Origin of the sequence: Pseudoalteromonas sp. XMcav2-N (genome assembly GCF_024124545.1) — a bacterium.
GTDB lineage: Bacteria > Pseudomonadota > Gammaproteobacteria > Enterobacterales > Alteromonadaceae > Pseudoalteromonas.
Genome location: NZ_JAMXSF010000016.1, coordinates 1 through 20702 on the forward strand (window position 1 = coordinate 1; position 20702 = coordinate 20702).

Here is a 20702-nt window from a genome sequence, read left to right on the forward strand (position 1 = left end):
GTCTTCACCGCATAAAAAGGCACGCCTGACACAGCGGGAGATGCAATGGTAGTATTTTGTGTCAACTAAGCTGACCTGGCTTTTCCGTGCCGTTGGCATAGGATTCGTCCTTATCCTTGGAGCAGATAAAGAGCATAGAAGCAGAAAGTATAGTCGACAAGTTTTGGAATGGGTGTCGTTTGATTTTAACGTTTAGCAATGAGTAAGTATTACTGGTGGGTGTCAGCAATGGTACGTAGCGATAGATACAATGGTAGTATTTTGAGTCAACTAAACTGACCTGGCTTTTCCGTGCCACTGGCATTGGGTTCGTCCTTACCCTTGAAGCAGCTCGAGAGCATAGATGGTGTAGGTATGGCCGACAAGTTTTTGAATGATAGATAAATTTTTAAGCAAAATTACTGGTGGTATGCTTTATAAAGTAAATGATAGAGTGGTAAGGGTTATTATGCCTGTTTGTGTGTCAAAAAATGCGAACGTGGTTTATTGTGTAAGTAAGGCCGAGCAAGCACCTGGTCTAAGGAAAATTTATAGATGATTAGATTATTTCTTTTTTCTACCCTGACCACACTCAATTTTCATTCCTTTGCAACTGAGCAAATTGATGACATATTTACGATTGGTTTTAAAGGAAAAACTTATCCTATAGCTGAAAGGCCTCTAAGCCAAAAATTTGATAATGAAACTATTAGATTAATATTGGAGCCCGATTTCTGTACTGCAAGTTGGCGGGGTTACAAAGCTCGTTGGCAACTTCTCGATGGAAAACTCATGCTCAACTCTATGCAAAAAAATCCTTGCGAGAGAAAATTTAACCCAGTGAGTTCAGGAGACTTTTTCGGTACTCAAGAATACCCAATACATGCAGATTGGTTTACAGGCAAGATCACTCTTATGGTAGGAGAGGAAAGTTATCGTCATGAAAATGGCGTTCAAATAGGGTATGACCAAGACGTATTCGTATTTAACTTTCAAAATGGTAAGTTGATATCCAAGGGAATGGAAGCGCTCAAGTATAGGTATAAAAAGCGTTTGTTGGAACCTAAAGATGAACACTGAAAAGAAGCGTAATAACAAAAATCGGTCAGTTTAGCACTGCTAAGTATAGCTTGAGCTCCTCCTCAAACCGCGACACCTTCTCCACTGTCAATTTGTTGTGTGTCAGATACAAATAATCATTAAACAGGCGCAGTAAACTCCAGCATATGACGCGTTTTTGCAATTGTATTTGTTCCGCCGGGCACTGAGTGTAAAGCGCAATGGCGCGGATTTGTAACGCTGAGTCAACGATGGGGCCGTAGCCGTGCCAGTTGAGCAGGGCCAGGTCGAATGCGGGGTCGCCAAAATGTGCGCGCTCCCAGTCAATGGGGATGAGCTGCTGAGCAGGCGTAACGATGAGATTGCCGGGGTGGAAGTCACCGTGATTGAGCGTAAAGGTGCAGAGCTGGTCAAAACAGGGCTGGTGCGCCTGCAATACCGGATGCAGTGAGTAGTAGAGTTTGGTCAGTTTGGCATGCTCTGCGGTCCGACTACGAAAGTATCGCCAGGTAGCGGTGAGGTGTTTTGCCGGATTCAGTGTGAGGCCGGTAGGGGCAATGACTTTGCCGTGACGCGCATGAGTTATCTGGTGGACTCGTTTAAGCAGGGTGATCACCTGTTCGATATCTAATGCCGCCCAGTCAGTTATGCTTGTTCCTTCAATATAGGGTCGTAATAACGTCTGCGGGCCAGTTTCACTTTGATGAAATTCTACCGGTAGCGCAAAGCGGGTGGGTGTCAGTAATGAGTATACGTAGGCCTCGGTCTTCAGCCCTGATTGATTGCGGCCAAGTGAGCGTTTACATACCCAAAGGGTTCCGTTACTCCTTGTCAGCAGAGTGGTGTTATGGGTCAGGCCGCCGCTAAGCGGCCTGTGCTGTGTACTCTCTAAGCGTAGCTCTGGCAATGCATTCACACTCATGCGTTTATTTTGCGAATTGGCGCAGACGATTACCGTGAATCCGGGTGCGTCCATTGGTAGGGCTGCATAGGCGGATCCAACTCGGTTTTGGCCAGGGCATTGGTAAAATTGGAGATAAGCTTTGCGGCCAGACCGGTCAATACTTCCAGTGCTTGCTGCTTATTGTAACCGGCAGCGAGAAAAGCATTCAGTGCGTCGTCGCCAATGTGGCCATGTTTGGCCAGCAAAGCTTTTACAAAATCCTGTAGAGCCTGAAGCTTACTGTCGGGCAGCGATGTGCCTTCGCGCAGTGCGGTGATCAGCGCCTCGGGCATTCCGGCCGATTTCATCATCCAGGTGTGGCCCGGCACACAGTAGTGGCAGTTGTTTTGATAATTGGCAGTCATAAAAACCACCTGTTGTTCAACCTCCGACATGCTGCTGTCCTGCATAAAGGCGGTAAAGGTGTCGTTATACGCTTTGTAGGTTACAGCCGATTCAGCCAATACTTTATGCAGGTTAGGTAGCATACCAAAACTGGCCAGGGATTGCGCCATAAGTGGTTTGGATTCTTCCGGTGCCGTATCGGGTTCATAATACGTGAACATATATATTGCTCCTGTTAAATGGCGATTTATTTATGCATACCGCGAATGGGGTAGTTGTTATCCGGGTCGCGGATCCAGGCCAGCCCATTCACCAGAGAAGTCAGGTCCGGACGAACAAACGGGTTGTTCGAGATATCTGTCACCTGAATGTTTCCCTGTTGATTAACTACAAAGAGTCCGGGTTCCGCAAACGGATGATCGGTTTCCTGTGCGGAGCGCGGATCAGAGATAAAAAGGCCCAGCGTTTGCATTTCTTCAAGGCTCAGGCCATAGCCCAGTGTAAACGATACGTTGAGCTGCTCACTGTGGCTTTGGAGTTGCGCCAGGCTATCTCCCGAGACAGCAACAATGTCTACTTTGATGTCGGCGAGCTTGTTTTTGAATTGCTCAAGCTCATTTAGATAGCGAGTACACAAAGGGCAATGGCGGCCACGGTAAATCAGCACCAACTGCCAGCGGTCGTCAGTATTGGCTTGTGCCAGAGGGCGTGTACTGCCGTCGGTCAGAGTGACCTTAATATCCGGAAACGGGCTACCGGGGTGAAGCTTTTGAGTATTCTGGTACGCTTGGCTCATGGCTGTTCCTTAAAAGTAGGTATTTAAATGGGTCTCAAAGCGAGCAAGGTCGCGTTCAATGTCTGCGTTTTTCATCACATCAAAACAGCTAAACGTAGGTATAGACTGCATGCCAAAGAACTTAAAGTTCATATGGGCCGGAAATAGCAAGTCATCTACACTTTTGCCTTCAAAAAACTCGTGCTCGTCATTAAACGACTCAGCCGGGGCATTAAAGGTCACTGACAGCATATAACGCGTATCGCTGAGTGTGCCACCATGGCCATAATTGGCTTTGGGATTGTCTGCCGAGCGACCGTCACCATCACACAAAGCACCACCCATGCCTGCGGTATACACCTCATCCATGTATTTTTTAAACGACCAGGGCAGGCCCATCCAGTTGATGGGGGACTGAAGCAGTACCACATCCGCCCAGCGATGCAGCTCTAGTTGTTGTTCAATATCCAGCGGCTCAGCCATAGTCACAACCCGGGTCTCAAGTCCTTTGGCATTGAGATGAGACACCATTTTGTCTACCAGGGTTGCGTTGAGTTTTCCCTCAGAAAACGGGTAATACTGATGAGCGTTAATGATCAGGGCTTTATTCATGTTAATTCTCCGGTAGGCTTAATTACTAACCTGGTTTATAATAGTAACCTGTAACCTTTATTCAATTAGTTTACTTTTGGTAACCACCCTGGATTTGGAGCGAATACTGTGGAAAGTGTTGTTAAAACAGATAGTAAAGGAAGAAAAAAAGTTTTAAATGCGTGCAAGGAACCTTGTGCTATTGAGAAGGGTATGCGCCTGATCGGTGGAAAGTGGACGGGATCCATTATCTATCATCTCAAAGATGAGCCGGTGCGCTTTAACGATCTGGCCAGAATGCTCGGAGGCGCCAGCAAAAAAATGATCGATCAACGCCTGAAGGAGCTGGAAGCTCAGGGCATGGTGCTGCGCACCGTTGTGAATGAACGCCCAGTCGCAGTAACCTATGAGCTGACCGAGTTTGGTCGCTCGGCATTGCATATACTGGAGCAACTGCGCGTCTGGTCTGAGTCTCACCAAGTGAGCTAGTTCTAAAGTACGGGTACACACAACGGCATATGCTCTAAAAACCGGCATGCCCAGATCCAGATCAAGTTTTGTTTATTCAATGTAAATAAATATGGAATAATTGTTTATTCCGAGTTAATCTTCTCTCGTTCACAGGAGATGAGCTAAATGTGCCTAAAATAGGGCATAGACGAGCGAAAGGAACCGGAAAAACGGTTACACACTTTTAAGCAGTTAACTTTTAATTATCATTTTAAGTTACCCTCAGCGTCAGTGGCTCTCCGCCTGTCCTGTTTATCAATCGTACTGATTTTGCGGTTGATGATGTATCACTACACGAGAGAGACAAGCTATGAAATCACTTAAGCGTACCAGAGACATTACGCCTCTGCCTTCGCGCAATTTCAAAATTACCGTCGATGATCAACCTGTTGAAGCCTGTGAAGGCGAGACCGTGTTGTCTGTGTTACTCGCGGCAAACTATGCCAGAGTGATGGAAAATGATCGCAAAGTGGCCTCAGGTGCCTATTGTGGCATGGGTGTATGTCATTGTTGTCAGGTAAAAATCAATGCAAAGCACAAACAGCGGGCCTGCCAGACATTGGTAGAGCCACGCATGTCGGTTGAAACCCTGACCAATCGTTTCAAGGAAGAGGGGATCAAACATGACTAGTCAGATACATGATCAGGTTGTGATCGTGGGAGGCGGCCCGGCTGGTACTGCTGCGGCGGCGGAATTGGCACGTCATGGTTTAAAGTCGGTGATCATCGATGAGGCCCCAAAACTGGGTGGTGTGATCTATCGTGGTCCGTTGCGCCAGACTGATTCTTTGCCGCACCTGGATGATAATTTAAAGCGTGCCATGACGGCACTGCAAACCCGGTATCAGGCGCATAGTGACTCTATTGAAGTTAAAACACAAACACGGGTACTGGGCCCGGAAGGGAGCAATCAGTTGTTGCTCAGCGATAATTCAGGCCTGAGCCGTCAGCCTTACGCGCACCTGATCCTCGCAACGGGTTGTCATGAGCGCAGTGTACCGTTTCCCGGCTGGCAGTTACCCGGTGTTATGCTACTTGGCGGTGTGCAATTACAGCTTAAAAGTGGCCTGGTCAGACCGGGCCAGCGAATGGCACTGGTTGGCACAGGGCCTTTGTTACCCTTGGTTGCCTGCCAGTTACATAAAGCGGGTGTTGATGTGGTGGGTGTCTTTGAAGCCAGTCCATTTGCCAAACTGGCAAAAGAAGCCGTTGCGCTGCTTAACAAGCCCAAGTTAACGCTCTCAGGCATGAGCATGATGAGCTATCTCAAAAAGCACAAGATTCCTTTCAAATATGGCTGGGGTATCGTCAGCGCCCAGGGGGATGAGCAACTTAAGAGCATTCAGGTTGCGCCTTATGATAGCCAGTGGCGTCCTCAACGTGACCTGGCAGTTAAGGTAGAAGTGGATGCAATCGGGGTTGGCTACGGCTTTGTAGCACGCACACAGTTAGCCATGTTGCTGGGTCTGGAGCATAACTACACTAAGGTCAGTGGCTATGTACCTGCGCTTGATGAATGGCATCAGAGCCAAAACCATGCCGCGTTTGTGGTGGGCGACAGTAATGGTCTGCTGGGCGCCGATGCGGCCATTTGTGAGGGGCAGTTGGCAGCGCTGCGTCTTGCCTGGCAATGCGGAAAAATTACAGAGTCTCAGTTGTTTAGTCGTGCAACCAAAGTAAAGAATAAGCTCGCCCGGATCAAAAAGTTCCGCTTTGGCTTTGATCGCTTTTCAGACAGACAGCCTGGTTTATTGACGTTGGCAGCGCCCGAAACTGTGGTGTGTCGTTGTGAACAGGTTCGCCGTGAGCAGCTGGACGAAGCCATTGCGCAAGGTGTGAAAGACATCACCAGCCTGAAGATGCGTACCCGGATCGGCATGGGAGATTGTCAGGGGAAAACCTGCAGTTCATATGCGCTGGATTACCTGCACGAAGCAGGCCTGACGGAAAACATCGGTGTGATCAAACCGCGTTTTCCCCTTGATCCTATCCCCTTTACTTTAATGGAATGAACACAATGAAAAAATATGATGTTGTCATCGCTGGTGGCGGTGCCGTGGGTGCAGCGTGCGCATACTTTTTGAGTCGCGATACAGATTTAAAAATCGCGCTAATTGATTTGAAGAAACCTGGTAATGCTTCACGGGCTTCTGCAGGCGGGTTGTGGGCTATCGGCGAATCGGTCGGCCTGGGCTGTGGTGTGATCTTTTTTAAGACCTTGTCCAAGTTGCACAGCGAAGCCCAGGGTAAGGAAGTGCCCGTGATGCGCCCGCATCAGTTACCAGACTGCTTTTTTGAATTTGCCCTGACCTCAAACAATATGTACCCGGCATTACATCAGGAAATGCTTGAAAAACATGGTGTTGACTTTAAATTTGAGCGCACGGGTCTGAAATTCATTATGTATAACGAAGAAGACAGGTTATACGCTGAGCAGATCACAGAGGGGATCCCACATCTGGCCGATCAGGTGCGCTGGCTGGATGCAGAAGAGCTCAAAAAGGAAGAACCCTATGTGACGGACGATGCCATTGGGGCCATTGACTTTATTTGTGACCACCAGGTGAACCCGTATCGTCTGGTCGACGCCTACCTGGAAGGGGCCCGTCAGAATGGGGTGTCTTTATATCTGAACACTGAAGTAACCTCAGTGATCCGTAACGGCAATGTGGTGGAAGGGGTGAAGACCCACGATCAAGTGTTCTTCTGCGATACACTGATCAACGCGTCCGGCGCCTGGGCGAATGAACTGTATCAGCAAGCAACGGGACGCACTATGCCGGTTTATCCGGTGAAAGGACAAATAGTGCTCTCAGAGCGGATGCCGAAGATCATGAATGGCTGCATCAGCACCAGCGATTGTTACATTGCACAAAAGGACAATGGTGAGATCCTGATTGGCTCATCCACCGAAGAAAAGGGCTTTGATACCACTAACAGTCTGGACAAGATCCAGGAGCTGTCACAGGGTGCGATGAAGTGTCTGCCAATTCTCAAAGAGTCGAGCATAAAGCGTTGCTGGGCAGGTTTGCGACCAGGCACGCCGGACGAGTTGCCAATTCTGGGCCCGGTTGAGGGGATCGAAGGATATCTGAATGCCTGTGGTCATTTCCGTACCGGTATTCTGACATCTGCGATTACTGGGCAGTTGATGACTGAGCTGATAACCGGCAAAACCCCTTCGCTGGATCTGACTCCGTTCAGCGTCGCGCGTTTTGACGAGGCCGAGCAAAAAGCCGGTTAATTCTGATTACGGGAAGAAACTCGAGGGGCAGGGAGGCTCCCGATTTTAACCTTAACTGTGTCAACATTCTTAATAAAAAACAAAGTGCTGAACGGCAGAAAAACTTCATAGCTTATGTCTTAACAGCTGGCTACATTCGTGGTACAGTCCACGCGCTTAGTTGTTATAATATATCATAATGAAGGATTGATAATGAAACCCTTACACTCTGCGTGTCGTTTAAGTGTACTCTCTTTGTCTCTTGCTGCGGCGTTTACTGCACATGCCGACAGTGCCATTGAAAAAATTGAAGTAACGGGAGAGCGTCAGGCTTATCGCGGTAACTTCACTCATCTGCAATCACCAGAAGCACTGTTCGAATTTGATTCTGAACTGATTGAACAAACTGGCGTAACAGGATTAACTCAGGTGTTGGATATGTCTGCGTCGGTCAGCCGACAGAATAGCCTGGGTGGTCTGTGGGACAGCTTTGCTATCCGTGGTTTTTTTGGGGACGAAAACGTACCCAGCGGATATCTGGTCAATGGCTTTAACGCAGGTCGTGGATTCTCAGGTCCCCGGGATGTGTCGGGCATTGAACGCGTTGAGGTGCTAAAGGGACCAAAAGCCGCTTTGTTTGGCCGAGGAGAGCCGGGTGGCTCAATCAATCTGGTAACTAAAAAGCCTACCTTTCAGTCATCCAGCGAGTTTGAACTGACGGCGGGCAGCCGTGCACATCGCCGTTTGGTGGGAGATATCAACACTGTAATGTCAGACTCGGTTGCGGGCCGCTTTATTGGTTTTTATCAGGAAGAAGACAGTTTTCGCGACACCATAGAAACACAAAAGCATGGCCTGATGGCGTCATTTGTGTTTGATCAGAGTGCAGATTCAACCTGGCACTATGACTTTGAATATGCCGAGCAGGAGATCCCGTTCGACCGCGGTATTCTCGCACTGAATGGTAACTTTGACTTTATGCCTATTGAGCGTTTCCTGGGCGAGCCAGGTGATGGCCCAACGACCACTATGGTGCACGGTCACCAGGTTCAATGGTTATATGACTTAAACAGCGACTGGCAACTGAGTTCGGCACTGGCTTTCAGGCAAACAGAGCTGGATAGTTTGTCTAGTGATGCCGATATTGCACCTTCGAGGCAAAAACTTTACCGTGATTTTCAGACCCTGACGCGACAGCGCAGGTTGCGTGCCTATGATACTGATCAGTACGTGGCGCGCTTTGAACTGGCGGGTGATATCACAACAGGTTCAATCAAGCATCATATTATCGTGGGCGTTGACTACGACCGGTTTGAGTATGATCGTGACTACCGAGTTGCTCGCGCCCCAGCGCTGGGTCCGGACACGACCGATGCGCAGCTGTATGCCATTAATATTCATCAGCCTGTCTATGGCCAGCACACGCCACCGACCCCAAACCCGTTTATTGAGCGCCAACAAAATCAGTGGGCAACGGGTTTGTATATCCAGGACCAGATAGCCCTGACTGACGCACTTCAGGTGCGGATTGGGGGTCGTTTTGACTGGTTAAAGCAAACCACAGACGACAAACTCAACAATATATACTTCGAACAGTCTGAACAACACTTCAGTCCGCAGTTGGGTCTCGTATATCAGTTTACTGATAGCTGGTCGCTGTACTCAACCTATGGCGAAGGCTATCGCCTGAACTTTGGTCTTGACTATAAAAATGAGAGCTTTGACCCGAACCAGAGCGAGTCAATTGAGTTCGGCAGTAAATGGTCACTGTTAGATAATAATCTGGATGTTACGCTGGCGTACTTTGACAGTGAGCAGACTAACATCATAGTTGCGGATCTCAATCATCCAGGCCATAGCGCCGCCATTGGTGAAGCTACGAGTCAGGGCATTGAACTGGATGTCGTTGGCCAGTTGCCTGCCGATATTCAGATCCAGTTCTCTTACGCGTATCTGGATGCGCAGGTAAGTAAAGACTCTGTTGATACTGGCCTGGGCGCGCCCATCAAAAAAGGCGATGACCTTCTGAATATCCCTGAGAACGCGGCCAGCATTCAGCTCAGCCAGCAATATACTTTGAATGGCAATGCGTTGTCTGCGGGGATAGGTGCGCAGTACGTCGATGAACGACTGGGACAGCGTGGTACAGATTTCTATCTGCCTTCCTATGTTACGGTGAATCTGTTTGCAGAGTATGCGATCAGTGAGCGTTGGTCTGTCAAGGCACAGGTACATAATGCCTTTGACCGTAAACACTTTACCAACTCATATTCTCAGATTTGGGTGCAGCCAGGCGAGCCGCGCAAGGTCTTATTGTCGACATCTTATCAGTTCTAACTTTTGCCCTTCGACTTGTTAGAAGTGTTTAATGTGCCCTTGCGCTCCCTGCCCGGGCACATTTTTTTATCTGTATTTTCGCAAGCGTAAGCAGTAAGCGCATATTACGCTGATGAACAAAACCCGGCATATCCGCCGGGTTTTCTATATTTAAAGCTGACGGGCTTTGGCTGCTGGTTTGTATGACGTGAAGATCCGTTTAAGATCCTCCAGCATCACGTAAAGGCAAGGTACCATAAGCAGCGTTACCGCGGTTGCAAACAGCACCGAGAAGCTCAGTGAAATGGCGGTTGGTATTACAAACTGAGCCTGCAGACTCGATTCAAACATAATGGGTACCAACCCCAAAAACGTGGTCAGCGAGGTAAGCAAGATGGCTCTGAAGCGTCCAATACCTGCCTCTACTACCGCAGCTTTCATATCTTGCCCGGCAGTTCTTTGACGATTGATCACATCAGTCATGACGAGCGAGTCGTTGATCACAACCCCCGCTGCGGCAACAATCCCAAAGACTGACATCATGCTCAGACTGTATCCCAGCAGGTAATGTCCCCACAGGGCCCCGACTACAGAAAACGGGATCACGGACATCACAATCAGCGGCTGCAGATAGCTCTTCATCGGCAGTGCCAGTAAGCAATAAACCACCAGCAAGCCAATGATGCCAAACGTCATCACCTGGCTTTGCTCTTGTTCTTGTGCTTCCAGCGCTACGCCCGGTTGAGTGGTGAGTCCCTGATAAGTGCTTGTCAGCTCGGGCAGAAGCTGAGAGTCGATGTGATCGGCCATGTGTGAAACGGCGGTGTATTGGGCGTCAATATTGGCACTGATGGTTACGACCTGGTGGCCCTGCTCCCGATGGATACTCGAAAAGCCCGGTACTGCAACGGTTTGCGCAACATCACCAAAAAACACCTGTTCACCATTTGGCAGAGTGATCAATGTGTGCAGCAGCGCGCTCAGCTGCTGGCGGTCTGAAAGGGTGCCACGGACCTTGAATACTACTTCCTGACCTTCGCGCATAATGCGCTGTATTTCCAGACCATAGAAGCGGGCACCAACCTGGCGAGTCACTTCCTTTGCACTAAGCTTGAGCTGATGGGCCAGTGGTTTAAGCTGGATCTGGTACTCAGTCTGGGCGTTATCCAGTGTAGAGTAGACACTGTGTACGCCACGAATTGTGTTGAGCTGATTAATGAAGTCCCGACTTGCCCGTGACAGTGTTTCTGCGTCTTTGGCGAACAGGCGGTATTCAAGATCGCTCTTTTCGGCGATGTCGATGACATCTGATTCAATGGTGAGCTTTTTAACGCCAGGTATATCGGGCAGCTGTTCACGCCAGCGCCTTGCCAGCTCGAAGGTGTCGAAGGGGCGTTGTGCTTCTGGTACCAAAGGGACAACCACTTCCGCCTCAGTGAGGTGGTCGATGCGGGTATACATCACATCCATCATGGGTTTACCGGTTTCGGTCTGGATTGCATGCTCAACCCGATTGATCAGATTCTCTATTTGTTCGACGGCGTTGAGTGTCTGTGCTTCAGAGACCGTATGATGCATTTGAATATTGATTGACGGGTAGTCATGCGGCACTTTGGGCACAGGGGTAAAGCGTAATAAGCCACTTATAACCAGGCAGAGGGCCAGTACCAGCAGGCAAATAAATCCGGCGATGACTGCATAACGATAGTGAATACAGCGATTTAGCAGCGGTGCATAATAACTGTGTAGCAGGTATTGAAGGCGGGCATTGAAGCGATTACGCCAGTGATCCTTCGGCTTAGGTGGTAACCGGGTTGCGGCTAAGTGTGCCGGTAAAATCAGCTTTGATTCAATCAGGCTGAAGAACAAACACAAGATACACACTCCGGCGATGGCGATAAATTGCCCTGAGTTGGGTCCGCTGCTGAACATAAAGGGCATAAACACGGCAATGGTGGTCAGCACACCAAAGGTGGCGGGCATCGCGACTTTTTGTGCTCCCCGGATCACCTGAGCGGGTGTGTGCCCATTGGACTCAACCTGCTCACAGACGCTTTCGCCAATCACGATGGCATCATCTACCACAATCCCGAGCACCATAATAAAGGCAAATAATGACACCAGGTTCATGGTAATGCCAAACAGTGGCATTAACCAAAAAGCGCCGAGCATAGAAACCGGTAAACCGATCATCACCCAGACCGCCAGGCGGGTGCGCAGAAACACGGCCAGCACAATAAACACCAAAATGGCACCCTGGGCGAGATTTTCCAGCATCATATTGAGGCGCCCCTGCAAATAATGAGTAACGTCGACAAACTCGTGGATATGAATATGCTCGGGCAACGCCCGGCGCTTGTATTCGATATAGGCTTTTACCTGTGCAACCACTGCGGTCAGTGATTGCTCTTTGGCTGCCAGCACCATGATATAAACCGCCTGTTCACCGTTGAAGCGGCCTGCATCCAGGGTCTCGCGAAAACCATCCTTGATGGTGGCAATATCTCGGAGCAGCACAGTTTCACCCAAAGGTCCGGTAATGACTGGTGTATTGGCAAGGTCGCTGCCTTGATAGCCCCGCTGCTCAAGTCTGAGATAGATGTTACCACGGGCGGTTTTAATCTGGCCTGCGGAGAGGTTATCGGCGTGGGTCTGGATTGCATCTACGACGTCTGACAGGCTCAGTTTGTACTCCTGTAAGCGAATGGGAGAAAGCTCGATGGCAACTTCGTAGTCGGGAATGGCAGACAGGTCAACATGAGAGATCCCATCGAGTTGCAGCAATTCATCTTTTAATTCGTTGCCCAGTTTTCTCAGCTCTAGCGGGTTATCCGGGCCTGACAACACAACACTGAGGGCACGCTGGCGCTGTGCTCGCTCGGTAATGCGCAGTGGCTCCATGGTCGCGGGGAAAGTTGCTATGGCATCCAGCTTCATTTTAATTTCATCCAGCCGGTATGCCAGATCCTGATCGTGTTCCAGCTCAATATCGACCAATCCGCGTGATGGTGTGGCCTGGCTGGTCAGGCGTTTGATGCCTACCTGTGGTTTCAAAGCCTGTTCAATCTTCAACAGGATGTTTTCTTCGATTTCTCTGGCTGATGCGCCAAGCTGGGTGGCTGTTACGACTATCCTGTTATTGTCAGACACCGGGAAAGTTTGTCGTTGGAGCCCCTGATAGCTGAGCAACCCCATGCAGACGATAAATAGCATCAGCAGGTTAGCAGCCACCGGATGATGGACGAAATAACTGATGAGTCCGTGTCGCTGCGTCATTGCTTTTCTCCTTTGACTGCCAGCTGAGTGTGAGTTAAATCGCTACGCACCTGCATGCCCGTTTGAGGGTAATCAGGCAAATGCGTGACAACCTGATGATCTGACAGTGGCGGGGCGCTGAGCACAACATAGTTGTGTTCCCGGCGGAGTATGTTGGCAGAGTACTGCACCAGTCTTTGCTGTGGACTTGTCAACCAGAGTGTGTCGTTCTTAATCCACTCTTGTGGCACTCTCAGCACATTCTTAAGGGTGATCCCCGCAACCTGTGCCTGCAAAAACTGGCCAAAATAGACTGCAGGCATTGAGCTATGCAGTGCGTACGGATCGTCTATCCGGATCACATAGTAGGCCATTCTTGTCGTGTCACTGAGCTGACCGGTATGCCGGACAAGTGTGCCTGTACGGTGTACATTCTCGGCTGTGATCTGCACGTTTGGTGCCGGTAACACTGGCAGAAAAGGCCGCTCGAACTGGGCAACAGGCACATGGAGTTCTGCGTAGCTCAGGTTAACCAGTCGGCCAAGCGCCTGACCCGCAGAGATAACCTGGCCCAGGCCAGTATCTCGTTGTGTTACCAGTGAATCGTAAGGCGCATAATACTGAGTACGGGCCAGATCTTTTTCTGCCTGCGCCAGTTGCGCTTCGGCCGCCTTAAGTTGTGCTCTGGCACTGGCGACCTGAGGTTTGCGCAGTGCCAGTTCTGTGACATGGGGGCTGTGTGCCCATTCTTTTTTGGCCACATCAGCGAGCGCGATTTGCTCAGATAAATGTGCCTGAGCCAGCGCCAGCTCGGCCTGCTTGTTCAGCAACTGAGTTTGGTAATCAAAGGGGTCCAGTCTGGCCAGTATATCGCCTTTGTTAATAATGCCACCTTCGATAAATGCCTCGTTGAGCCAGGCAATTTTACCTGGCAGCTCAAAAGCGACCTCTGTTTGCTCTGCGGGTTTTAAAATTCCAGACAATGACAGTGTTGTTTGATGATCTATTGCCACCAGTGGAGTGCTTGATACCAGCGGAAGTTGCACATCCTGTGGTTGAGTGTCCTTTGTCGGACTTGCCAGAGTCAGTAAGGCTGCACATGCGGAACCGCCCGCAATTAGTACCGCTATGAGGGCCGCATAACGCCGTTTAAGTTGATGAAAAGAAGACTTATTTTTATTTGTATCCATAATAAATTCTCGGGGTGTCACTTTCCTGTAATGGTAAATTATTTGTTTCAGTGATTTTTAAGTCGCTAAGTTAATTAAAATTTATTGAATAAATGGGTTTACACATAAATAACCTATGGGTTATGTTATAACATAAAATCGGAACAGTACAGCAGTGACTTACTTATGACTATCGCGAATCAGGTAGGGATCCACGCCTCGCAAATTGTGGACGTTTATGAACAAATTCATGCCATGGAGGGATTGACCATCAACAGCGAGTCAATGGCAGTCTTCGATCGGTTTCTAGGATTGCTGTCCAATGAACATGGCAGTGAGTTTGCCGAGCAGGTACTTGCTCAGACAAACATTAAGGCCATCAAACCCCAGATACAGCATTTATTTAGTCTGGCATCCAGCATGTATGAACGACACTGGGCACAGCGCATTGTGACCAGCACAGCGCCGCAACAGGTGTTACGAGAAGAGTACCCATACTTCAAACACTATCGACGTGCTACAGGTCTGGAAATTAATGCCATACACTCATTGGCCGATGAACCGGCAAAGCGGGTGTTGATGGTTGGTTCTGGTGCTTTGCCTCTGACTTCACTGGCATTACATGGTGCCGGGTTAGAGGTTGATAACCTCGATATTCAGTATGACGACCTGATGCTTGGCAAGCAGGTTTGTGGCGCGCTATCTGCTGGTAATCAGATGGATTTTATTCACAATGATATCTGTGAACAGGCCGATCTGGATCGGTATGATGTGATCTGGCTTGCTGCTTTGGTCGGAGATGAGCAGCTAAAAGACAAAATCATTGCGCACTTGTACGAGCAAATGCGTCCGGGTGCTCAACTGGTCGTTCGCACCGCATTTAATCTGCGCACTTTGTTGTATCCGAGTATCGATGAGGCTGGTCTGGCGCCGTTTCAACTGAAACTAAAAATTCAGACTTACGCCGATAACTTCCATTCTATTTTGATTGCGCAAAAACCGGTTTAGCGGCTATGTCGATGTTTACGTCTTATCTGAAGCTCAGCGTTGAGTACCGCTGCATGCTCGTAGCGGCATTCGTATTTAATCTGGGCTTTTACATGCTAATCCCGTTTTTAGCGGGTTACCTTAAGCAAGACTTGCTGCTGAGCGCCACCCTGGTTGGACTGGTTTTGGGTGTGCGCTCTTTTTGCCAGCAAGGTCTGTTTCTGGTCGGTGGATTATTGGCCGATCTGTTTGGGGTTAAAAAGCCCATCGTTGCAGGCTGTTTGCTGAGAGCTTTGGGCTTTTGTCTGTTTTTGTTTTCACAGGTGACAGAGTTACTGTTTTTAGCTGCCTTTTTAACCGGCTTTGCCGGGGCGCTATTTACACCCGCGGCGCAGTCTTATTTTTCTAAACAAACTGAGCTCAGCAGTGCCCAGATGTTTGCCCTGGTCGGGGTTGCGAGAAATGGCGGTGAACTATTGGGGCCCGTATGCGGGCTTATGCTACTGACCGTAAGCTTTGATGTGTTGTGTGTGGTATCAGCGCTACCTTTTGCGCTCTTTGCCTTGCTCTTTGTGGTGTTACTGCCGGGCAAGCAGGTTCAGGCAAGTAGCAGCAATGTCAAATCAACATCTGAAGGAGGGGGCATATCGGCAATGATTGCAGGTGTACTGGGAAACAGGAAGTTCTTGTTATTTTCCATCATCATGTCCGGATATTTTATGTTGATCAATCAGATCTCATTTGCCATTCCGCTGCACCTGGTGACGCAGTCAGGAGAGCCCAAAGAGGTGGCCTGGGTGCTGACCTTGTGCGCACTTATCGCCATTGTATTGCAATTTCCTGTAACACGTCTGTGTGAGCGCTGGTTGTCGCCCGAAAAGTGGATCAGTATAGGGATCGCCCTGATGGGACTGTCATTTGCAACCCTGATACCAAACTGGGCATCTCAGTCGGGCGTTTTGTATTACCTGCCCATGAGCCTGCTGGCCATACTATTTACGCTCGGTACTATGGTGAGCTTTCCGTTTATCATGAGCCAGATTTCGGTACTGGCTGAGGGGAAATCTGTTGCAACGCATTACGGGTTTTTCTACTTGTTTGCTGGTGTCGGCTTAATTGCAGGGAGCGCCCTGGTAGGTGTTGCATTTGACTATGCGGCACTCAATGCCAATCTCGCCTGGTATTGCCTGATAGCCATCGGTGTCTTAACTGCAGTGCTGAACACTGTGTTTATGGCAGCGCCCAGCGCTAATTCTCAAATTCAAACAACCAGTCCATCTACATCAAAGTAAGGATTAACCATGATTCAACTAACCCAAGCGCAGCAGCGCGCTTATATGTCAGATTACCTCGAAAATGGCTGGCGTGAAGAGCGTATGTCTTTTAGCTCTGTCTCTCTGGAGCCCGGTTATATTGACGGTCGCATTAATGTTGAGCATTTTCAAATGCCCGGAGATGGCCGTTTTCATTTTAGTGCTCAAAGCGCCATGATCTGGATTTCCCAGCTGGGGATTATTTACGGATGCTGGGACAACCAGTTGACCGAAAAGGTAGGGGAAGTCTACCTCAGAGACTTAGACATTAAGTTTAAACGTACTATCAATACGACTGAAGAAGTCCGCTTTGAAGGGTTCTTTCCTAAGCATTGTAAGAAGCGACTATCTGACAACCTCGTCTATTACAAGAATGGCCAGATCCACGTCGAAGGCGGCGCTTTCACAGGCACTGCGAGCTTTCTGGTTCCAACCGGTTAATGGGACAAGTAAATAAAAACTGTTCCTATTTAGTGTTTTGATGTTATGTTATAACCAAACGTGGCGTTGATTGCGTCTATTCGAACCGTTCATGCTCAACCAGGCTGACACACTAGCTGGCTTGGGCGTGCGCGGTTTTTATCGTATCAGGGAGTATTCTTAGTGTTAGAAGCCATACAGTTAAACAAGTCCTTTGCGGATAAGCAGGTGATCACCGATCTGAGCTTTAAAGTGGCACAGGGTGAGATCATGTGTCTGCTGGGTGCCAATGGTGCAGGAAAAAGTACCACACTCAATATTTTTCTTAATTTCCTTCAGCCTGACAGCGGTCAGGCGCTGATCGACGGTATCGATGTGCACCAAAGTGCCAGCAGTAAAGACAAACTGGTGTACTTACCTGAGCAGGTAAACCTGTATCAGGAGTTTAACGCCATCGATAATCTTAAGTATCTTGCCAGCTTATCCGGATTAACGGTCAGTGACGCACAGATCCACGCAGCACTGGATGAAACCGGCCTGGAGCCAAATGCCCGCAAACAATCATTAAAAAATTACTCGAAAGGCATGCGACAAAAGGTCGGTATCGCATTTGCGATTATGCGTCAGGCTAAAGTTTTGTTGCTGGATGAACCAACTTCTGGCCTGGATCCGAGTGCAACGCTGGAATTCATTGGCATTATTGAACGGCTGGCAAAAAAAGGAGCGGCTATTTTGATGGTCACGCACGACTTTTATTGTGCCCACACGCTGGCAGATAAAATCGGCATTATGGATAAGGGTCAGTTACTGACACTGCTGGATAACAATAAATTGCCTCTGAGTAGTTTAGAAACTACCTACCATGAACTCATTTCAGGGAAAGCCGTCATACGAGCTGCCAGCTAAGGCTGACTTGTTGATGTAGAAACAGGAATTGTCTGACACATGAATAGTAAAATAATGCAGATCTGTCGCCATGAACTGGCCAGTAAGCGCAAAAGCCCGAGCCTGTGGTTGCTCTTTTTTATGACTCAGCTATTGCTGGCGGTCGCCTTGTTTACAGGGTGGCAGCAGTACCAGCAAAGTGTCCATACCCAAACCAAAGCGCAGGAAATTGTCGAGCAGCAGTGGAATGCACAGCCCGACAGACACCCGCACCGGGTCGCGCATTTTGGCCACTTTGCATTTCGCCCGCCCAGTGCGCTGAGCTTTTTTGATCTGGGTGTAAACGCCTGGGTCGGCGACAGTATCTTTTTGGAAGCACACAAACAAAATAGTGCTAACTTTGCAAACGATCAGGACGGCGGAACCCTGCTGCGCTTTTCCGAGCTCAGTAGTGCCAATATATTGCTGATCATCTGGCCGTTGCTGATCATTGCACTGGGCTTTGCCAGTGTCAGTGGCGAGCAAAAAAGTGGCACATTACGGCAGCTGATGTCGATGGGCGTGTCATTCCGCGTGCTGGTGACAGGAAAAAGTCTCAGTTACTTGTTCTTATCTGTGATCTTTATCTTACCCGTGTTTGTGTTAGCACTGGGCCTGGCGGCCAGCGCTGGCGCGCAATTCTCTGCAGAAGCACCGTTAAGGTTGTTGCTGTTATTGGGGGCTTATCTGCTTTACTGCCTGTTCTGGATTGCCGTGACTTTGCTGGTGTCGAGTCTGGTAAAAGCCCCCAAACAGGCACTTGTATTGCTAACCTCGGTGTGGTTTATCCTGACTATTCTGATGCCGCGCATGCTGGCGGAATTTGCCCATCACCAATACCCCCACCAAAAGCGTAATGACTTTGAACTGGCGATCAAGCTGGATAACCGCAAAGTGGGCGACAGTCACAACCCGAACGATCCGTACTTTAGTAAATTTCGCGAAGAAACGCTGAAAAAATATGGTGTGTCTTCGGTCGAAGAGCTACCTGTTAACTACAAAGGGCTGGTGATGCAAGAAGGTGAGAAACTCAACGCCGAAATCTACAAAAAGCACTATCAACAGCAGGTTGCTCAGTTTGATGCACAGCGACAGTTTGTCAGCCAGTTTTACTGGATTAACCCTTATCTATTTGTGCGTGACTTTTCCATGGCACTGACGCGCACCGATACCCGTCACTTCCTGGACTTTGAACAACAGGCAGAGGCACACAGATACGCGCGTATTCAAAAGCTTAATCAGTTGCACACCAATGAGATCCATCATCACAACGACAGAGCACAACGCGTTGATAAGTCCTACTGGCAGGAGTTTGATGCGTTTCACTACACCATGCCCACGCTGAGGTGGTCACTGAACGCTTTTTCTCTGGCCTGGGCTTTGCCGCTGCTGGCGGTGATAGCGCTGTATATTTTCCTGAACTCAAATAGGATGCAGAGGAGGATTTATGCTGCTGTTTAAACTTGAATGCAAACGCTTGTTTGCCGGTACCATCAATAAGCTGGTCCTGGTGTTATTTATCGTATCGGGTGTATTTGCCATTTATCAGGGCGCGCTTGGTTACAAGTCGGTGCGTATCGACCAGTATAAATCTATGGTGGTATTTCAGAAGGAGCGGGAACATGTGAACAGCCGCGATACACTGCCGGCTGCGGGCTCTTTGGCATATTACGCCAGTGCACCAACAGAGTGGAAGCTGAGCCCCTGGGCTGCGCTGTTTGTAGGGGAAACACCGTCCTCTATGGTCGCGTCTAAAGTGCGTGCCACGGCACTGCAAAGTCAGTTCTTCAATCGCGAAATTGTCAACCCGGCTCAGCAACGGGCTGGCGGATTGGATCTTGGCTTTGTATTGGTTTACTTTCTGCCATTGGTGATAGGAATCCTGACGGTTACTCTGATCTCAGACGAGCAGCATGCTGGCCGTTGGCGATTGCTCAATGCGTTGCCCAATAGCGCCTTCAGGTTGCTTGGTAAACAAATCGCGCTGAGGTTTGTGGTGATCTGGTTGCTGGTGGTTACCCTGCTGGTCAGTGCCGCTATGATACTGTCTTTGCCTTTTGACGCCTTATTTTGGATTGTACTGGGGGCAACCAGCCTGTATATGGTGTTCTGGTTTGCGCTAGCCACATTGATCATGAGCTTTGGCAAAAACAGCGTGGTTAATAGCCTGACCTACCTAAGCAGCTGGGTCGTTCTGGCTCTGCTGGTGCCGGGCGCGGTGCACTTATACTTGTCTGCACAGTACCAAAGTGATGCGCCCCTTGAGATAACACTGCAACAACGTATGACGCTTAATGATGGCTGGGACAAAGACAAACAAGCCACGCTCAATGAGTTTCTGACACACGAACCCGCCTGGCAGGATACGGCTCCGCTGGGTGAGGCATTTGACTGGAAGTGGTACTACGCACAGCAGCACATGAGTGACCTTGCAGTACAGGCCATTGTTGAGGAGAACATAAGAAACAATCAGGCACGTCAGGCGCGCCTGCAATCACTCAGCGTACTGTCTCCGGCACTGTTTTTCCAGCTCACCCTGAACGAACTTGCCAATACCAGTAGTGGTTATCAACTGCAATATCGACAGCAGGTGGCTGAATATCATCAGGCTATTCGCCATTTCTTCTATGATTTCCTGTTTTTCGATAAGCCGGTGACACGTCAGGATGTGGAAGACTTTCCGTTGTTTAAAGCACAACCCATGGAGATACAAAATGGCCTGTGGAAATTGCCGGTCAGTGCTGTATTTGTATTGATCATTGCTGCACTGGCGATTGTCAGGATCCGACAAGTAAAGCCACTGTAATCCCCCTCAGTTAATACGGGCGGTACTCGCCCGTATGCTTCAGCCAACAGCATAAGTAATTGTTGAAAAAGACAGTTGTCGTATCAG

19 protein-coding genes and 1 pseudogene are annotated in these 20702 nt (G+C 49.1%); 12 read left to right on the top strand and 8 right to left on the bottom strand.

The window, feature by feature from the left end; genetic code table 11:
• Both NH568_RS18215 and NH568_RS18220 read right to left on the bottom strand, forming a co-directional pair.
• Window positions 1–99 (bottom strand): annotated as a pseudogene (locus NH568_RS18215) (transposase); the annotation flags it as partial.
• Window positions 62–304, bottom strand: coding sequence for a hypothetical protein (locus tag NH568_RS18220; RefSeq protein WP_253049797.1), 243 nt, complete (start codon window positions 302–304; stop codon window positions 62–64). The gene NH568_RS18220 and the pseudogene NH568_RS18215, both read right to left, overlap by 38 nt.
• A gap of 230 nt (window positions 305–534) precedes the next feature.
• Between NH568_RS18220 and NH568_RS18225 the strand changes: the two genes are divergently transcribed.
• Window positions 535–1059, top strand: a complete 525-nt coding sequence (locus NH568_RS18225) for a hypothetical protein (protein WP_253049572.1) — start codon at window positions 535–537, stop codon at window positions 1057–1059.
• Window positions 1060–1084: 25 nt separating this feature from the next.
• On the opposite strand, the gene NH568_RS18230 is transcribed toward NH568_RS18225, so the two are convergent.
• Genes NH568_RS18230 through NH568_RS18245 form a run of 4 tightly spaced genes read right to left on the bottom strand, consistent with a single transcriptional unit; the run spans window position 1085 to window position 3713 of the window.
• Window positions 1085–2014: an aminoglycoside phosphotransferase family protein gene (locus tag NH568_RS18230; protein WP_253049574.1), complete on the bottom strand. Its 930-nt coding sequence runs from the start codon at window positions 2012–2014 to the stop codon at window positions 1085–1087.
• Window positions 1990–2547 carry a carboxymuconolactone decarboxylase family protein gene (locus NH568_RS18235; protein WP_253049576.1) on the bottom strand — a complete coding sequence of 186 codons (558 nt, stop codon included), beginning with the start codon at window positions 2545–2547 and terminating at the stop codon, window positions 1990–1992. Before NH568_RS18235 ends, NH568_RS18230 begins: the two co-directional genes overlap by 25 nt.
• A 26-nt stretch (window positions 2548–2573) precedes the next feature.
• Window positions 2574–3122 (bottom strand): redoxin domain-containing protein, encoded by a 549-nt coding sequence (locus NH568_RS18240; RefSeq protein WP_253049578.1) that lies wholly within the window; start codon window positions 3120–3122, stop codon window positions 2574–2576.
• A gap of 9 nt (window positions 3123–3131) precedes the next feature.
• Window positions 3132–3713, bottom strand: coding sequence for an NAD(P)H-dependent oxidoreductase (locus NH568_RS18245; protein WP_253049580.1), 582 nt, complete (start codon window positions 3711–3713; stop codon window positions 3132–3134).
• A 108-nt stretch (window positions 3714–3821) separates the two neighbouring features.
• On the opposite strand from NH568_RS18245, the gene NH568_RS18250 reads away from it, so the two are divergent.
• From NH568_RS18250 to NH568_RS18270, 5 genes are all read left to right on the top strand, one after another.
• A complete protein-coding gene (locus NH568_RS18250) occupies window positions 3822–4181 on the top strand; it encodes a helix-turn-helix domain-containing protein (protein ID WP_253049582.1) in 360 nt (119 codons plus the stop codon).
• A gap of 331 nt (window positions 4182–4512) precedes the next feature.
• Window positions 4513–4833, top strand: coding sequence for a 2Fe-2S iron-sulfur cluster-binding protein (locus tag NH568_RS18255; RefSeq protein ID WP_054015748.1), 321 nt, complete (start codon window positions 4513–4515; stop codon window positions 4831–4833).
• Window positions 4826–6214 (top strand): NAD(P)/FAD-dependent oxidoreductase, encoded by a 1389-nt coding sequence (locus tag NH568_RS18260; protein ID WP_253049584.1) that lies wholly within the window; start codon window positions 4826–4828, stop codon window positions 6212–6214. The genes NH568_RS18255 and NH568_RS18260 overlap by 8 nt, the downstream gene beginning before the upstream one ends.
• Window positions 6215–6219: 5 nt before the next feature.
• Window positions 6220–7446, top strand: coding sequence for an FAD-dependent oxidoreductase (locus NH568_RS18265; protein ID WP_290444347.1), 1227 nt, complete (start codon window positions 6220–6222; stop codon window positions 7444–7446).
• Between the two features lie 192 nt (window positions 7447–7638).
• Window positions 7639–9762 carry a TonB-dependent receptor gene (locus NH568_RS18270; protein ID WP_253049588.1) on the top strand — a complete coding sequence of 708 codons (2124 nt, stop codon included), beginning with the start codon at window positions 7639–7641 and terminating at the stop codon, window positions 9760–9762.
• Window positions 9763–9912: 150 nt separating this feature from the next.
• Here the strand turns inward: NH568_RS18270 and NH568_RS18275 are convergent, their stop codons facing one another.
• Window positions 9913–13017, bottom strand: coding sequence for an efflux RND transporter permease subunit (locus tag NH568_RS18275; RefSeq protein WP_253049591.1), 3105 nt, complete (start codon window positions 13015–13017; stop codon window positions 9913–9915).
• Window positions 13014–14186 (bottom strand): efflux RND transporter periplasmic adaptor subunit, encoded by a 1173-nt coding sequence (locus NH568_RS18280; RefSeq protein WP_253049593.1) that lies wholly within the window; start codon window positions 14184–14186, stop codon window positions 13014–13016. The genes NH568_RS18275 and NH568_RS18280 overlap by 4 nt, the downstream gene beginning before the upstream one ends.
• Window positions 14187–14351: 165 nt before the next feature.
• Between NH568_RS18280 and NH568_RS18285 the strand changes: the two genes are divergently transcribed.
• From NH568_RS18285 to NH568_RS18310, 6 genes are all read left to right on the top strand, one after another.
• Window positions 14352–15173: a nicotianamine synthase family protein gene (locus tag NH568_RS18285; RefSeq protein ID WP_253049595.1), complete on the top strand. Its 822-nt coding sequence runs from the start codon at window positions 14352–14354 to the stop codon at window positions 15171–15173.
• Window positions 15174–15178: 5 nt separating this feature from the next.
• Window positions 15179–16444 carry an MFS transporter gene (locus tag NH568_RS18290; protein WP_253049597.1) on the top strand — a complete coding sequence of 422 codons (1266 nt, stop codon included), beginning with the start codon at window positions 15179–15181 and terminating at the stop codon, window positions 16442–16444.
• Between the two features lie 9 nt (window positions 16445–16453).
• Window positions 16454–16906, top strand: coding sequence for a hypothetical protein (locus tag NH568_RS18295; RefSeq protein ID WP_054015755.1), 453 nt, complete (start codon window positions 16454–16456; stop codon window positions 16904–16906).
• Between the two features lie 162 nt (window positions 16907–17068).
• Complete coding sequence (locus tag NH568_RS18300) at window positions 17069–17791, top strand: ABC transporter ATP-binding protein (RefSeq protein WP_253049599.1); 723 nt, start codon at window positions 17069–17071, stop codon at window positions 17789–17791.
• 39 nt (window positions 17792–17830) lie between these two features.
• On the top strand, window positions 17831–19270 hold the full coding sequence (locus tag NH568_RS18305; RefSeq protein ID WP_253049601.1) for a DUF3526 domain-containing protein: 1440 nt from the start codon (window positions 17831–17833) through the stop codon (window positions 19268–19270).
• The gene (locus NH568_RS18310; RefSeq protein WP_253049603.1) at window positions 19257–20615 is read left to right on the top strand and encodes a DUF3526 domain-containing protein; all 1359 of its coding nucleotides are present in this window, start codon (window positions 19257–19259) and stop codon (window positions 20613–20615) included. Before NH568_RS18305 ends, NH568_RS18310 begins: the two co-directional genes overlap by 14 nt.
• Window positions 20616–20702 lie beyond the last annotated feature (87 nt).

What these genes read in the sequence shown, in the direction of transcription:
- NH568_RS18220 (WP_253049797.1), bottom strand. Translation starts at nt 304, where the DNA reads ATGCCAGTGGCACGGAAAAGCCAGGTCAGTTTAGTTGACTCAAAATAC.
- NH568_RS18245 (WP_253049580.1), bottom strand. Translation starts at nt 3,713, where the DNA reads ATGAATAAAGCCCTGATCATTAACGCTCATCAGTATTACCCGTTTTCT.
- NH568_RS18255 (WP_054015748.1), top strand. Translation starts at nt 4,513, where the DNA reads ATGAAATCACTTAAGCGTACCAGAGACATTACGCCTCTGCCTTCGCGC.
- NH568_RS18265 (WP_290444347.1), top strand. Translation starts at nt 6,220, where the DNA reads ATGAAAAAATATGATGTTGTCATCGCTGGTGGCGGTGCCGTGGGTGCA.
- NH568_RS18285 (WP_253049595.1), top strand. Translation starts at nt 14,352, where the DNA reads ATGACTATCGCGAATCAGGTAGGGATCCACGCCTCGCAAATTGTGGAC.
- NH568_RS18310 (WP_253049603.1), top strand. Translation starts at nt 19,257, where the DNA reads ATGCTGCTGTTTAAACTTGAATGCAAACGCTTGTTTGCCGGTACCATC.
- NH568_RS18280 (WP_253049593.1), bottom strand. Translation starts at nt 14,186, where the DNA reads ATGGATACAAATAAAAATAAGTCTTCTTTTCATCAACTTAAACGGCGT.
- NH568_RS18295 (WP_054015755.1), top strand. Translation starts at nt 16,454, where the DNA reads ATGATTCAACTAACCCAAGCGCAGCAGCGCGCTTATATGTCAGATTAC.
- NH568_RS18235 (WP_253049576.1), bottom strand. Translation starts at nt 2,547, where the DNA reads ATGTTCACGTATTATGAACCCGATACGGCACCGGAAGAATCCAAACCA.
- NH568_RS18225 (WP_253049572.1), top strand. Translation starts at nt 535, where the DNA reads ATGATTAGATTATTTCTTTTTTCTACCCTGACCACACTCAATTTTCAT.
- NH568_RS18230 (WP_253049574.1), bottom strand. Translation starts at nt 2,014, where the DNA reads ATGGACGCACCCGGATTCACGGTAATCGTCTGCGCCAATTCGCAAAAT.
- NH568_RS18290 (WP_253049597.1), top strand. Translation starts at nt 15,179, where the DNA reads ATGTCGATGTTTACGTCTTATCTGAAGCTCAGCGTTGAGTACCGCTGC.
- NH568_RS18240 (WP_253049578.1), bottom strand. Translation starts at nt 3,122, where the DNA reads ATGAGCCAAGCGTACCAGAATACTCAAAAGCTTCACCCCGGTAGCCCG.
- NH568_RS18260 (WP_253049584.1), top strand. Translation starts at nt 4,826, where the DNA reads ATGACTAGTCAGATACATGATCAGGTTGTGATCGTGGGAGGCGGCCCG.
- NH568_RS18305 (WP_253049601.1), top strand. Translation starts at nt 17,831, where the DNA reads ATGAATAGTAAAATAATGCAGATCTGTCGCCATGAACTGGCCAGTAAG.
- NH568_RS18270 (WP_253049588.1), top strand. Translation starts at nt 7,639, where the DNA reads ATGAAACCCTTACACTCTGCGTGTCGTTTAAGTGTACTCTCTTTGTCT.
- NH568_RS18275 (WP_253049591.1), bottom strand. Translation starts at nt 13,017, where the DNA reads ATGACGCAGCGACACGGACTCATCAGTTATTTCGTCCATCATCCGGTG.